Origin of the sequence: Acrocarpospora pleiomorpha (assembly GCF_009687885.1) — a bacterium.
GTDB classification, from domain to species: domain Bacteria; phylum Actinomycetota; class Actinomycetes; order Streptosporangiales; family Streptosporangiaceae; genus Acrocarpospora; species Acrocarpospora pleiomorpha.
Genome location: NZ_BLAF01000006.1, coordinates 263,558 through 277,559 on the forward strand (window position 1 = coordinate 263,558; position 14,002 = coordinate 277,559).

The 14,002-nt window shown below is 69.7% G+C and carries 14 protein-coding genes; 11 read left to right on the forward strand and 3 right to left on the reverse strand.

Annotated elements, in window-relative coordinates; genetic code table 11:
• Nucleotides 1–11: 11 nt before the first annotated feature.
• The 8 genes from Aple_RS05600 to Aple_RS05635 all read left to right on the forward strand — a co-directional run bounded on the left by Aple_RS05600 (nt 12) and on the right by Aple_RS05635 (nt 5,666).
• On the forward strand, nt 12–1,019 hold the full coding sequence (locus Aple_RS05600; protein ID WP_246264150.1) for an energy-coupling factor ABC transporter permease: 1,008 nt from the start codon (nt 12–14) through the stop codon (nt 1,017–1,019).
• On the forward strand, nt 1,020–1,772 hold the full coding sequence (gene cbiQ, locus Aple_RS05605) for a cobalt ECF transporter T component CbiQ (protein ID WP_155343376.1): 753 nt from the start codon (nt 1,020–1,022) through the stop codon (nt 1,770–1,772).
• Nucleotides 1,769–2,506, forward strand: a complete 738-nt coding sequence (locus Aple_RS05610) for an energy-coupling factor ABC transporter ATP-binding protein (protein WP_155343377.1) — start codon at nt 1,769–1,771, stop codon at nt 2,504–2,506. The genes cbiQ and Aple_RS05610 overlap by 4 nt, the downstream gene beginning before the upstream one ends.
• A 46-nt stretch (nt 2,507–2,552) precedes the next feature.
• Nucleotides 2,553–2,897: an STAS domain-containing protein gene (locus Aple_RS05615; protein WP_155343378.1), complete on the forward strand. Its 345-nt coding sequence runs from the start codon at nt 2,553–2,555 to the stop codon at nt 2,895–2,897.
• A 33-nt stretch (nt 2,898–2,930) separates the two neighbouring features.
• On the forward strand, nt 2,931–3,704 hold the full coding sequence (locus Aple_RS05620) for an SDR family NAD(P)-dependent oxidoreductase (RefSeq protein ID WP_155343379.1): 774 nt from the start codon (nt 2,931–2,933) through the stop codon (nt 3,702–3,704).
• A gap of 21 nt (nt 3,705–3,725) precedes the next feature.
• A complete protein-coding gene (locus tag Aple_RS05625) occupies nt 3,726–4,490 on the forward strand; it encodes a crotonase/enoyl-CoA hydratase family protein (protein ID WP_155343380.1) in 765 nt (254 codons plus the stop codon).
• Between the two features lie 140 nt (nt 4,491–4,630).
• Nucleotides 4,631–5,239 carry a rhomboid family intramembrane serine protease gene (locus tag Aple_RS05630; protein ID WP_155343381.1) on the forward strand — a complete coding sequence of 203 codons (609 nt, stop codon included), beginning with the start codon at nt 4,631–4,633 and terminating at the stop codon, nt 5,237–5,239.
• Between the two features lie 13 nt (nt 5,240–5,252).
• Entirely contained in the window at nt 5,253–5,666 is a 414-nt protein-coding gene (locus Aple_RS05635) for a BlaI/MecI/CopY family transcriptional regulator (RefSeq protein WP_155343382.1), read from the forward strand.
• Here the strand turns inward: Aple_RS05635 and serC are convergent.
• Nucleotides 5,663–6,775, reverse strand: coding sequence for a phosphoserine transaminase (gene serC, locus Aple_RS05640; RefSeq protein WP_155343383.1), 1,113 nt, complete (start codon nt 6,773–6,775; stop codon nt 5,663–5,665). The genes Aple_RS05635 and serC overlap by 4 nt on opposite strands.
• A gap of 150 nt (nt 6,776–6,925) precedes the next feature.
• Between serC and Aple_RS05645 the strand changes: the two genes are divergently transcribed.
• The gene (locus tag Aple_RS05645; protein WP_218038126.1) at nt 6,926–7,729 is read left to right on the forward strand and encodes a response regulator transcription factor; all 804 of its coding nucleotides are present in this window, start codon (nt 6,926–6,928) and stop codon (nt 7,727–7,729) included.
• 1 nt (nt 7,730) lies between these two features.
• Here the strand turns inward: Aple_RS05645 and Aple_RS05650 are convergent, their stop codons facing one another.
• Nucleotides 7,731–9,290: a peroxidase family protein gene (locus Aple_RS05650; RefSeq protein ID WP_218038127.1), complete on the reverse strand. Its 1,560-nt coding sequence runs from the start codon at nt 9,288–9,290 to the stop codon at nt 7,731–7,733.
• 168 nt (nt 9,291–9,458) lie between these two features.
• On the opposite strand from Aple_RS05650, the gene Aple_RS05655 reads away from it, so the two are divergent.
• On the forward strand, nt 9,459–12,044 hold the full coding sequence (locus Aple_RS05655) for an ABC transporter substrate-binding protein (RefSeq protein ID WP_155343385.1): 2,586 nt from the start codon (nt 9,459–9,461) through the stop codon (nt 12,042–12,044).
• 19 nt (nt 12,045–12,063) lie between these two features.
• Here the strand turns inward: Aple_RS05655 and Aple_RS05660 are convergent, their stop codons facing one another.
• Nucleotides 12,064–13,161, reverse strand: coding sequence for a citrate synthase 2 (locus Aple_RS05660; RefSeq protein ID WP_155343386.1), 1,098 nt, complete (start codon nt 13,159–13,161; stop codon nt 12,064–12,066).
• A 190-nt stretch (nt 13,162–13,351) separates the two neighbouring features.
• Between Aple_RS05660 and pdxH the strand changes: the two genes are divergently transcribed.
• Nucleotides 13,352–13,972, forward strand: coding sequence for a pyridoxamine 5'-phosphate oxidase (pdxH, locus tag Aple_RS05665; RefSeq protein WP_155343447.1), 621 nt, complete (start codon nt 13,352–13,354; stop codon nt 13,970–13,972).
• The last annotated feature ends 30 nt before the right edge of the window (nt 13,973–14,002 follow it).

Sequence of the window (14,002 nt, forward strand, 5' to 3'; positions counted from 1 at the left end):
TACGCGGAGGTATGGCCGTGCATGTGCCCGATGGGTTCTTTACCGCATCCGTGTCGATAGGGGCGGCCGTGGTGGCCGCCGCCGGGGTGAGTGTCGCGCTGCGCAACGCCAAGCAGGAGCTTGACGATCGCACCGCGCCGATGGCGGGGCTGGTAGCCGCGTTCATTTTCGCCGTCCAGATGCTCAACTTCCCGGTCGCGGCGGGGACCAGCGGTCACCTCCTCGGGGGTGCGCTGGCCGCGATATTGGTCGGGCCGTATACCGCGGTCCTCTGCGTGGCGGTTGTCCTGCTCGTGCAGGGATTCTTCTTCGCCGACGGCGGGCTGACCGCGCTCGGCATCAACATCACCCTGATGGGGATCGTGACGGCCGCCGTCGCGTGGGGGATCTTCCGGCTGATCGTGCGGGTGGCGCCCAACCGGGCGGCCATCGTGGCCGGCTCGTTCGTGGCGGCGTTGGTGTCGGTGCCGGTCTCGGCGCTGGCCTTCGCGGCGCTGTTCGCGATCGGCGGGACCGCGCCGATCGACGCGGGCGCCGTGGCCGCCGCCATGGGCGGCACGCACGTGCTCATCGGCATCGGCGAGGGGCTGATCACCGCCGTGACGGTCAGCAGCGTGCTGGCCGTCCGCCCCGATCTTGTGTACGGCGCACGCGGCCTGACCAGGCCCCTCGTCCTCAGAACGGCGGACGGCGAGCGAGTCGTGGAAGCGCCGCAGGGGCCTGAGGCCAAGCCGATCCGGCCGTTCCTGGTGGGCGCGGGAATCGTCTCGCTACTGCTGGCGGGGATCGTCAGCTTCTTCGCGTCGAGTTCCCCCGACGGTCTGGAGAGGGTCGCCGAGGACAAGGGCTTCCTCGGCCAGGCCAGCGACCACCTGTTCGGCGGATTCGCGCTGGCCGACTACGGCGACGTCGGCGGCATCCCGGTCGGGGTCGCGGGCGTGCTCGGCGTGCTGATCACGCTCGCCGTCGGCCTGGGCATCGCCCACCTCGTCCGGCGAAGGCGGAAGGTCACCACGTAAGTGGGCACCGGACACCACCACCAGCTCTACCGCCCGGGGGACACCCTCGTGCACCGGCTGCCGCCGCAGTGCAAACTGCTGGCGGTGGCCGCGTTCGCGATCGTCGTCGTGGCCACGCCAAGAGAACGATTCCTCGCCTTCGGCGGATATCTCCTGCTATTGGCGGCGGTCGCCGTGGTCGCCAGGGTGTCGCCCGGGTTCGTGCTCCGGCGCATGGTGGTCGAGCTGCCGTTCGTGCTGTTCGCGTTCGCGATCCCGGTCATCGGCCTGGGCGAGCGCATCACGATCTGGGGCGTCTCGCTCAGCGTGGACGGCCTGTGGGCGAGCTGGAACATCCTCGCCAAGGCCACCCTCGGCGTGATCGCCTCCATCCTGCTCGCGGCCACCACCGAACCCCGCAGCATGCTGCTGGGCGCCCAGCGGCTGCGCATGCCCCAGCTGCTCGTGCAGATCGCCACGTTCATGCTCCGCTACCTGGACGTGGTGCTCGACGCCATGCGGCGGATGAAGGTCGCCCGCGAGTCGCGCGGCTTCCAGGCCAGGGACATCCGGCAGGCCCCGATCCTGGCCAAATCGGCGGGCGCGCTCTTCATCCGGTCGTACGAGCGCGGCGAACGGGTGCACTTGGCCATGCTGAGCAGGGGCTACACCGGCACAATGCCCATTTATCGCGATATTTCGGCGGACGTTCGCCAGTGGTTGTCCGCAGGCGCGCTCCCTATCGCGGCGGCGGCCTTACTGTTCATTTCATGACGCTCGAAGTACGGGATCTCGCCTACGCCTACCCCGACGGGACCCAGGCCCTGTTCGGGGTGGACCTGCGGATTACCCGCGGCGAGCGGGTGGCCCTGCTCGGCCCGAACGGCGCGGGCAAGACCACCCTGGTCATGCACCTGAACGGCATCCTCACGGCCGGGCACGGGACCGTCCGGGTGGCGGGCCTCCAGGTCGGCAAGGAGAACCTCCAGGAGATCAGGCGCCGGGTCGGCCTGGTCTTCCAGGACCCCGACGACCAGCTCTTCATGCCGACCGTCCGCGAGGATGTGGCCTTCGGCCCGGCCAACATGGGCGTCCGCGGCGCCGAACTCGACCACAAGGTCACCGACGCCCTCACCCGCGTCGGCATGCTCGACGCCATCGACCGCCCGCCGCACCACCTCTCCTTCGGCCAGCGCAGGCGCGTCGCCGTGGCCACCGTCCTCGCCATGGACCCCGAAATCCTGGTCCTCGACGAACCGTCCTCCAACCTCGACCCCGCCTCCCGCCGCGAGCTAGCCCAGATCCTGAAAAATCTGGACGTGACCGTGCTGATGGTCACCCACGACCTCCCCTACGCCCTCGAACTGTGCGAACGCGCCCTCATCCTCAGCGACGGCGTCATCGCCGCCGACGGCCCCACCCGCGACATCCTCGCCGACGAGCCCCTCCTGACCGCCCACCGCCTCGAGCTCCCCTTCGGATTCGCGATCCCTTCCACGGGGACATGACTCAGGGTGATGCGGAAGTAAAGTGGGGCTCGCGGAGGAGGTTCCTATGAAGCTGCGGCTCGCGCGGAGGTCGCTCTCCGGCGCTGTCGTGGTGGCTGTCGAGGGCGAACTCGATCTGTTCACCGCACCCTTCCTGCGCGATGAGGTCCGCGACGCCATCAAGCAGGATGGCGCCATCCTGGTGCTCGACCTCACCTCGCTGTCGTTCATGGATTCGAGCGGGCTGAGCGTGCTGATCGAGGCGTGGCGGCTGGCCACGAGCGAGGGCGGCGGGGTGACCCTCGCCGCGCCCCAGGCGCCGGTGGCCCGGATCCTGCGGACCACGGGGCTGGATCGGCGGATCAAGGTCTACCCGGATGTCGACACGGCCATTTTGGGGCACCCCGAGTAGAACTTCATTCGGTTGGCGGGTTAGGGTCCGGCTATGGACCTGAAGGATGCAGCAGCAATCATCTCGGGCGGTGCGAGCGGTCTCGGCGAGGCCACAGCCAGGGAACTGGCGGGCATCGGCGCGACCGTGGTCATCGCCGACCTGAACGAGGAGCGCGGCAAGGCGCTGGCCGACGAGCTCGGGGGCGTGTTCGTCCGCACGGACGTTTCGGACGAGGCCTCCGTACAGGCCGCGGTGGACGCCGCGGTGGCGACCGGCAAGCCGTTGCGCGCGGTGATCAACAGCGCCGGGATCGGCTGGGCCTCCCGGACGGTGAACCGGGACGGCTCGCCGCACGACCTCGCCGCATATCGCAAAGTGATCGACGTCAACCTGATCGGGACCTTCAACCTGATGCGGATCGGCGCCGCCGCCATAGCCAGGACCGAGCCGGTGGGGGAGGACAAGGCCCGCGGCGTCGTCATCAACACGGCGTCGGTGGCGGGGATCGAGGGGCAGACGGGGCAGGTGGCCTACTCGGCGTCCAAGGGCGGCATCATCGGCATGACGTTGCCCGCCGCCCGCGACCTGGCCGCCATCGGCGTCCGGGTGCTGACGATCTGCCCGGGCATCATCGACACCCCGATCTACGGCTCCGGGCCCGAGTCGGACGCGTTCAAGGCGCAGCTGTCCGCGCCGGTGCCGTTCCCCAAGCGCATGGGCCGCGCGTCGGAGTTCGGCCACCTGGTCCGGGCCCTGGTAGAGAACGACTACATGAACGGCGAAGTCATCCGTTTCGATGGCGGAATCCGATTCCAGCCGAAGTAACCCAAGCCCTGGAGAGGTCTCGTGTCTGACGAGGTTCTGGTAGAAACCGACGACGGCGTGGCCGTCATCACGATCAACCGGCCGAAGGCGAGAAACGCGGTCAACGGCGCGGTGGCGCGCGGCATCGCCGCGGCCGTGGACGAGCTGGACGCCCGGGCGGACGTCTCCGCCTTGGTCCTCACCGGCGCGGGCGGCACGTTCTGTTCCGGGATGGACCTGAAGGGCTTCCTGACCGGGGACTTCCCGGCGCTGGAGGGCCGCGGGTTCGGCGGTCTGGTCGAGTCGCCGCCGAAGAAGCCGCTGATCGCGGCTGTGGAGGGGTACGCGCTCGCGGGCGGCTTCGAACTGGCCCTGGCCTGCGACCTGATCGTGGCGTCGGAAGAGGCCAAGTTCGGGCTGCCGGAGCCCACGCGGGGTCTGGTCGCCGCCGCCGGGGGGATCATGCGGCTGCCGCGGCGCATTCCGTACCACGCGGCGATGGAGATCGCGCTCACCGGCGCTCACTATCCGGCGGTGCGCCTGTACGAGCTGGGCCTGGTGAATCAGGTCACGCCGGCCGGGGGAGCGCTGGCGGGCGCGCTGGAGCTGGCCAAGAAGATCGCGGCGAACGCGCCGCTGGCGTTGACGGCGACCAAGCGGATCGTCCTGGAGTCCCAGGATTGGTCGCAGGAGGAGATGTTCGCCAAGCAGAGCGAGATCGTCAACCCGGTGTTCGGGTCGAAGGACGCGATGGAGGGCGCGGCGGCTTTCGCCGAGAAACGCGCGCCCAACTGGCGGGGCGAGTAGCCGTGAGGGTGCGCCGGTGTCTGGACTGAGGAGCGGAGCGACGAGGGAAGACACCGGGGTTGAGCACCCGAACCGCGATGCGAAGCATCGCAATCAGTGGGTGGTCCGCGCTCATGGCGGGAACTGCGTACGGTAAAGGCATGAGCGACGGACTCCCCCTCAACCCGACCCCCCGGGAGCGCACGGCCAGCTTGCTGTCCGGGGCCCTCGGCAGCGTCATCGTCATGCTGTTCCTGGTCGGCGGCATGTGGGCGCTGGAAATCGTCGACTACCTCCAGGACGGCGCCCTGGACCGGTATGGCATCGTGGCCCGGGACCCGGACGGCCTGGTCGGCATCTTCGCCGCGCCGTTCCTGCACGCGGGCTTCCCGCACCTGATCGCGAACTCGCTGCCGCTGCTGATCCTGGGGTTCCTGGCCGCGATCCGCGGGGTGGGCCGGTTCCTGGGCGTGAGCATGATCATCATCGTGGTGAGCGGGCTGGGCGTCTGGCTGGTCGCCCCGCCGAACACGGTGACGATCGGCGCCAGCGGGCTGGTATTCGGATATTTCGGTTATGTCGTGGGGCGCGGGCTATTCGACCGCCGGATTCTCGACATCGTGCTGGCCGTTGTCGTCGCGGTCATGTACTACTCGATTATTTTCGGGATTCTGCCCGGCGAGGAGGGAATCTCCTGGCAGGGCCACCTGTTCGGCCTGATCGGCGGAGTCCTGGCGGCCTGGCTGCTGCGCCGCAGGCGGGAGTACTGACACAATTGTTCTTGTGAATTTGGGCCCCCTGGAGCGCGCGATCATGGACGTGATCTGGGACGCACAGAAGTCCCTGCTCATTCGTGAGATCCAGGAGCGGCTCAACGACGGCGCCGAGAAGCCGCTGGCGTACACCACGATCCAGACGGTGGCCGAGCGGCTGGTCCGCAAGGGCCTGCTGAGCAGGGCCCCGGAGCGTAAGGCCTTCCGCTACGGCGCGGCCCGCTCGCGCGCCGAGCATCTCACCGAGCTGATGCTGGACGCGCTGGCCGAGAGCCCGGACCGGTCGCCGGTGCTGAGCAGGTTCGCGCAGAGCGTCGATCTGGACGACGCCCTGCGCCTGCTGGACGAGCTGGCCCGCCGTGCCGGGCGGGGCCCGGCCGAGCAACCGCCCGGCTGGGTGCCCCCGCCCGGTCAGGGCGACTAGAGCCGCTCGACGACGTAGTCGATGCAGACCGTGAGCGCTTCGACGTCGGCCGGGTCGATGGCCGGGAACATGGCCACCCGCAGCTGGTTGCGGCCCAGCTTGCGGTAGGGCTCGGTGTCCACGATGCCGTTGGCGCGCAGCGCCTTGGCCACCGCGGACGCGTCCACCGAGTCGTCGAAGTCGATCGTGCCGACCACGTTGGAGCGCTGCGCCGGGTCGGTCACGAACGGCGCGGTGTAGGTGGTCTTGTCGGCCCAGGTGTAGAGCCGGGAGGCCGAGTCGGTGGTCCTGGCGGTGGTCCAGGCCAGGCCTCCGTTGCCGTTCATCCACTCGATCTGCTCGGCCAGCAGGAACAGCGTCGCCACGGCGGGCGTGTTGTAGGTCTGGTCCTTGGCCGAGTTGTCGATCGCGATCGGCAGGCTGAAGAACTCGGGGATGTATCGCCCGGACGCGGCGATCTCCTCGACCCGGGCCAGCGCGGCCGGGGAGAACAGGCCCAGCCAGAGGCCGCCGTCGGAGGCGAAGCTCTTCTGCGGCGCGAAGTAGTACACGTCGAAGTCCTCGGCGGTGACCGGCAGGCCGCCCGCGCCGCTGGTGGCGTCCACCAGGACCAGCGCGTCGCCGGAGCCGACCCGGGAGATCGGCATGGCCACGCCGGTGGAGGTCTCGTTGTGGGTCAGCGCGTAGACGTCCACGCCGGCCTCCTCGACCGGCAGCGGGTGGCTGCCGACCTCAGCGGAGATGATGGACGGGGCGGCCAGCCAGGGGGCCTTCTTGGCGACCGCGCCGAACTTGGACGAGAACTCGCCGAAGTGCAGGTGCTGGGACTTCTCCCGGATCAGACCGTGCGCCGCGATGTCCCAGAACGCGGTGGTGCCGCCGTTGCCGAGCACGACCTGGTAGCCCTCGGGCAGCGAGAACAGGTCGGCGAGGCCGGAGCGGATCCGGGCCACGAGGTTCTTGACCGGCTGCTGGCGGTGCGAGGTGCCCATCAGGCTCGCGCCCGGCCCGGCGAGGGCCGCCAGCTGCTCGGGACGCACCTTGGAGGGCCCGCAGCCGAAGCGGCCGTCGGCGGGCTTGAGGTCAGCGGGAATCACGATGTCAGCCACTCAACCAAGCCTACTGAGCGGGTGCGATGGTCCGGACCCGGGTCCGCATCCTGAGATGGAGCTCCCCCTTGACGTAACGGACCGCAGCTCCCATTGTTCGGCATGAGGAGTCGCTCCCACTCCGCCCTAGCGAAGTGTGAGAACACGCATATGGCCGATTCCGGTGGCACCCTCTCCGAGCGCGAACTCACCGTGCTCTCGTTGATCGGCGCGGGCAGCAGCGCGAAGCACATCGCCGCGCAACTCGGGATCAGCGCGTCCACGGTGGAGAGCCACAAACGCCGCATCTACGCCAAGCTCGGCGTCACCCACCAGAGCCAGGCGGTCTCGCAGGCCATCGCGCTGGGCCTGTTCGACACCCCGCCCAAGGACCGGGACGAGGCCGAGATGGTGGTAGTGCACGCCCGGCCGGGCGCGCCGGTGGACCGGGTCACCCAGGCCCTGCTCGGCCACGGCCGCCCGTTCGTGCTGACGCCCGAGCTGGACCCCGCGCTGTGGCGCTGGCGGGGCCGGTTCATCACCGTCCTGATGGATCCGGCCCCGCCAGACTGGCAGGCCACCGCCCGGTTCCGCGCCCCGGTGGTGGTGATCCCGTCGGTACGGCCAGGCGACGATCTCGTCCGGGAGGCGATGCGGTACGGCGCCCGCGCCCTGGTCTGGCTGGAGGACGTGCCCGACCTGCTGTGCACGACCCTGGCCATGGTCGCCCACGGCTACGTGATCATGGCGGGCACCCACCTCCCGGCCGGTCCCTCGCCGGAGCTGAGCGCCAGGGAACGCGACATCCTCGACTCGATCGCCACCGGCCACACCCTCCAGCAGACCGCCCGCTCCCTCGGCATCTCGGTCAAGACCGTGGAGAACACCCAGGGCCGCCTGTTCCGCAAGCTGGGCGCCCGCAACCGGCCGGAGGCCCTGACGAACGCCTACCGCCAGGGCCTGGTGCCGGGCTGAGCTACTGGCCGCGGCTGGTGGGATCGACCCGGGCGAAGGTGAGCAGGTCGACCATGCGGAAGTCGCCGGCGCCGCCCGAGCGCCGGGGCAGGGTCGGCACCCAGGACGGGTTGGTGCGCAGGTAGGAGGCGTTGTCGAGCTGGAGCAGGCCGATGAAGACCTCGCCGACGATGCGGGCGCCTACGCCGGCCAGCTTCAGGCCGCCCGCGACCTCGGCCTCCTTGAGGATGTAGTACCAGAGCGGGGTGCTGGCGGGCAGGCCGTGCCCGATCGCCTGGAGCTCCGGGAAATGCTGGGACTCCAGGGCGGGGATGCCGATCGCCCGCGCGATGTTCTGCCCGGACGGGATCGACCAGGTCACGTGGCGCAGCAGGTTGCGCTGGACCAGCGAGGTGGGCGGGTCGCCGGACGAGATCGCGGCCAGCGGCAGGTTGAACAGCGGGGTCGAGATCTTGGTGTCGATGCGCTTGTTGGGCCGGACATTGCCGTCGCCGAAGTCGAAGAAGGTCTGCCAGCCGATGAAGCGCCGCGCCGCCCTGGCCCCGCCGCGCAGGTCCACCGGGTCGGCCTGGCCCTGCCCGGCCGGGTCGAAGATGAAGCCGAAGAACGCCGAGCCGTCGCTGTTGCCGGCCAGGTTGGCCCGGTAGGACGGCCGCACCATGCTGTGCCCGAACCGGTAGCAGGCCCCCTGGAACTCCACCGGGATGAACTGCTGGCCCGGCGCGGGCCGGTAGAACCGGCGTCCGCCGGTGAGGATCGCGTTGACCACGTCCTGGCCGATGACCAGGGGCAGGAACTCGTGCAGGATGATCCACTGGTAGTGCCAGCGCACCAGCTGCTGGGCGGCGGCGAAGACGTTCCCGCCCTGGCCCTGGGCGCGCAGGTGGTCGACCACCCGGTTGTGGAACAGCAGGAACGCGCAGTGCAGGCCGGAGATGATCAGGTTCTCGTCGTTGCGGGGGTCGCCGATGATGGCCTGGCCGTTGGCCATCCGGGGCAGGTCCTCGAACAGGCCGCCGCTCTCGACCTTGAGCTTGGCGGTGTCGGCGGGGTTGTAGAGCTGCGGGTCGGCGACCGGGCCCCGGCCGTAGACCGAGTCCAGGTCGAGGCCGGGCGTGCGGGTGTTGGGGGTCGCCTCCGGCGCGGTCACCGTGCCGAGCGGGGAGGACCGGTCGAACGTCATGTCGTGGTCGAGGAACTGGCCGAGGAAGGTGACCCCCGCCGTGTGGGTGGCATTGTCGAGATTGTTAGGGCTGAGTTCGGGATTCGTGATCAGCCGGATCGGGCCTTCCGCCAGCGGGTCCTTGGCGTCCACGATCCCGCCGGGACGGCCCATTTCGACCAGGGCGTTGCGCAGGCTGGGCGGGTTGAAATCGGCGAACGGCGGCAGGTTGAAGATACGCCCGAAACGGTCAGGCGAGACCGCCATTCCGCCTGCCTGTGTGGTGACTGTCCTGGCTATCGCTTCGGCTGGGGCCAGGGTCAACGCCCCAGCTCCCGCGCCCAGGCCGGCGAGAAATCCCCGCCGGCTCACCCCCCGGTCCGGTCCGTGTACGGCCATCGAGGCTCCCGTGACTTAGCGGCATTTGTCCGGAAATTATGTAATCCGTAACTTTCGCGACTCAAGGGACATCGGTTGACAATAAACCCTTAAGGGGAGTTTTCTGGCAATTTACCCCTAATCGGAATTGGGGGTAAATTGCCATAAGGATTGAGCGGAAGGACACGGATGATCGCGGCGGACCAGCGGCGACTGCACGGAGTGCTGGAAGGGCTCCTGCGCCGGCCCTCGTTCTGGCGGCGGGATCCCGCGTTGCCGGTGCTCCTGCTGGTCGGCGAGCAATCCCCGGCCGCCGCGCTCGCGCTGGCGGAGCCGTTCAAGGGGAGCCTGCCGTACGCGGCCCCGGCCGGGGAGGAGCTGAAGGACGTCGCGGCGCTGGTCAACGCGCTGGCGGGGGAGAACGGGGATCTGGGGGCGTCGGTCGGCGGGTCGTTCCTGCCGGCGCCGCGGTTCCCGCTGGCGCAGTTCGTCCTGTGGGCGCGGGAGCAGCGCGCTCTGCGGCCGGAGGATTGGACCGGGGTCTGGCCGCCCGCGCCCGAGTCGCGCAAGGGTCAGGACGAGTTCCGCGCCCGTTACCGGAAATGGCGCTGGGAACGCTACGGCGAGCGCCGGGTCAGGCGGACCGCCGCCGACTTCGTAGTCAGGGCCGCCACCACCTGGGTGCCGCTCGGCATGGCCGTGGCGCTGCTGGCCGGGTGGGATGTCGTCGATCTGCTCTCGCTCATCCCCTGGGTGGTCGGTCTGATCGTGGCCGCCGCGGGCACCGCCGTGCAGGCCGCGTTGTCGATCAGGGGCACCTTCTTCTCCGGGTGGTTCCGCCGCCACCGTTACGAGAATCTTCGCCGTAAACGCTTCGAGAGCCGTCACAAGTACGCGCTCCGCCTGGCCGCCGTCCCCGATCTGGACAAACTGCTGGTGTACGCGATGTTCCAGGATCTGCGGCAGGCGTACCAGAAGTGGTTCATCCCCTGGCCGAGCTGGGGCCGCGGCTGGTACTGCCTGCTGGTCCTGGCGGAACCGGGCACCGGGGGAACACGCTTCCTGAGCGTGATGCGCGATGTCATCGCTGATACCGGCATATATCCGCCGATGCTCGTACTCGCCGCCGGAGACGCGCCGCTCCCGGCCACCCCGCCGGTACGGCCGCTGGAACGCCTCCCCGAAGCGATCGACGACTGGCGAGCCCAGGTGCCCGACCTCTTCATCCCGGTCACCGTGAATGAATCTGAGCTCTCCGACATAGGGGCATTTCGCCCCACGCCGCTGCGGGCCTTCGGCTACTGGGCGGTGGTCGCGCTGCTGGCCTTCGGACCGCTCGCGGTGGTGGGCCGGACCTGGATCGGCTGCGGCGGCGGGCTCCGCGAGGTCGCCGAACAGTGCGTCGGCCTCAGCGACGACCTGAACGAGATCGACCCCGACCCGCTGCTGGCTCCCATCCTGGAGCGGATCCAGCGGCAGAACCGCGACGTCGAGGACGGCCAGCGGGTGATCACGGTCTTCTACCTCGGCCCGCTGACCACCAACCGGAGCGGCGGTGACCAGATCAGCGGCTCGATGGGGGAGCTGGCCGGGATCGCCGCCCGGCAGCTGGCCTACAACCGGCTGCACAGCTGGCAGATCAGGGTCGAGTTCGCCAACGCGGGTCAGGACTTCGTCAGCGCCGCGTACGCCGCCCAGATGATCAAAGATCGGGCGGCCGGGGATCCCGACATCGCGGGGGCGATCGGATTCGCCTGGAGTCGCACCGAGACGCAGGACGCGATCCGGCTGCTCAGCGACGCGCACATGCCGATGCTGAGCACCACCAACACCGCCGACACCACGCCCCTGGTGTACGGCAGGAAGCCCTCCCCGTCCTTCTTCCGGATGGCCGCCCCCAACTCGGCCCAGGCCAAGGCCGCCGAATACTGGCTGCAACAGGGGCTGCCCGGCGGCGCCAAGGTGCCCGCCGACAAGGTCGCCATCCTGCTGGAAGCCGACGAGCTCAAGCGCGAGCTCTACAGCCAGGACCTCGCCGACGGCCTCACCAAGCGGCAAGGGGCGCTCTACGCCAAGGCCAGGCAGTACGTCTTCCGGGACGGCGACCAGCTGGCCGCCCAGGTCGACCAGGCCTGCCAGGACGGCGCGGCGGTGCTCTTCTACACCGGGCGCTCCAGCTATCTGGGCACCCTGATGGACACCAAGGAACACCAGTGCGACGGCGCGGTGCGGGTGCTCGCCGGGGACGAGGTGACCGGACGGCTGTCGCAGATCCTGGCCGACGGATCATCGGTCAACAACCCCGAGATCTCCTTCATCGCGCTGAACGACGCGCGCGCCGAGCAGGACGGCTCCGGCGCGATCAACGACACCCAGCGGGAGATCGAGGCGTGGATCCGGGACGTGCTGCCCGAGCGCGGCCGGTCGGTGTCGCGGGTGCACGCCCGGATGGGCTACGACGCGCTCCTGGCGATCACCAGCGCCATCGACCAGATCAAGGCCACCAACGTGGATCCGGCGGTGAACATCGCGCAGAGCGTCGCGTACAACCTGCGCGGTCTTGGCGTGGACGGGCACATCCAGGGCGCGACCGGGAGCTTCTACTTCTCCACCGACGCCGACTTCCACACCGCGCTGCCCAGGGAACTGTGGCTGTTCTCCAGCGAGCGGGGCCAGGCCGTCCCGGTGCTGCGCGGCAAATGCACCGTGGATTCGAACACGGCCAGCCCCGCCGAGCTCGACGTCAGCTGTACGACAGAGCCCGCGACTCCATGAGCCGCGGGCTGATCGGCGGCTACTGCCTGACGGCGACGCCGGGAACGTCGGAGACCGAGCGCAGCGGCGGGCCCACATAGGTCGCGCTGGGGCGGACGAGCCTGCCCGTGCGCTTCTGCTCCAGGATGTGGGCGGCCCAGCCGGCCGTGCGGGCGCAGGTGAACATCGAGGTGAACATGTGCGAGGGGACGTCGGCGAAGTCCAGGATGACCGCGGCCCAGTACTCCACGTTGGTGGCGAGCACCCGGTCCGGCTTGCGCGCGTGCAGCTCCTCAAGAGCGGCCGTCTCCAGCGCCGCCGCCACCTCGTACCGAGGCGCGTCCAGCTCCTTCGCGGTCCGCCGCAGCACCCGGGCCCGCGGGTCCTCGGCCCGGTACACCCGGTGCCCGAAGCCCATCAGCCGCTGGCCCTTGTCCAGCTCGCTCTGCACCCACTTCCTGGCGTCGCCCATCTGCTCGACGCCCTCGATCATGTGCAGCACCCGGGCCGGGGCGCCGCCGTGCAGCGGACCCGACATGGCCCCTACCGCGCCGGACAGGGCCGCGGCCACGTCCGCGCCGGTCGAGGCGATCACCCGCGCGGTGAACGTGGAGGCGTTCATGCCGTGCTCGGCGGCCGAGGTCCAGTACGCGTCGATGGCCTTGACATGCCGCGGATCCGGATCACCCCGCCAGCGGATCATGAAACGCTCGACGATGGTCTCCGCCTCGTCCACCCGACGCTGCGGCACCATCGGCAGGCCGAGGCCGCGGGCGGACTGGGCGACGAACGACAGCGCCGTCACCGAGGCGCGGGCGAGATCGTCGCGGGCCTGGGCGTCGTCGATGTCGAGCAGGGGCCGGAAGCCGTACGCGGGCGCCAGCATGGCCAGCGCGCTCTGCACGTCGACCCGGATGTCACCGGAATGGACAGGAACGGGATACGGCTCCGCCGGGGGGAGGCCCGGCTCGAACTCGTTGTCGACCAGCAGACCCCAGACGTTCCCGTAGGAGACCCGGCCGACCAGTTCCTCGATGTCGACGCCCCGGTATCGCAGGGCGCCCCCTTCTTTGTCCGGTTCCGCGATCTCGGTCTCGAAAGCTACCACGCCTTCGAGCCCGGGTTTAAAGTCGGACACTCTCGGCCGCCTCCCTCTCTTGTGAAGTCAAAAAGCCTTGATGTCGAGATACCGGCGGGTCAATTTAACCTCTCGCGTTCCTGCGAGTCGCCCCCGGTCCCTCCCGAACGCCGTCGTCCCAGGTAGGGGGTCGTGCGTCAGACATCTACCAAGCGCGCAAGAATACCTTTTCGTGGACAGCGAGACGCACATGGCGGGGCTCCGCCGCAGCTACAACGGCGAGCCGCTGCTCGACGTGGCCGACGACCCGGTGGCGCAGTTCACCAGGTGGTTCGCCGACGCGGTCGACGCCGGGCTCCCGGAACCCAATGCCATGATCCTGGCAACCAGCTCGGCCGGGGGAAGACCCTCGGCGCGGACAGTTCTGCTGAAAGGCTTCGACGAGCAAGGTTTCACGTTCTTCACCAACTACGAGTCGCGGAAGGGACGCGACCTCGCCGAGAACCCGCGCGCGTCGCTGGTCTTCCCGTGGCATGCGATGCGCCGCCAGGTGCGGGTGGAGGGGTCGGCCGCGCGGGTCGCGCGCGAGGAGACCGAGGCATACTTCCGGTCCCGGCCGTACGGCTCGCGCATCGGGGCGTGGGCCTCCCGGCAGTCGGCCGTGGTGCGGTCCCGGGAGGAGCTCGACCAGCGGTATGCCGAGCTGGCCGAGCGGTGGCCGGAGGATCCGCCGGTGCCGGACTTCTGGGGTGGCATCCGGGTGGTGCCGAGCGAGATCGAGTTCTGGCAGGGCCAATCCGACCGCATGCACGACCGCCTCCGCTATCGCCGCTCCGCCGGCCGCTGGATCCTGGAACGCTTGGCTCCCTAGGTCCCTGATCGTGCGGGACATTTCGTGACG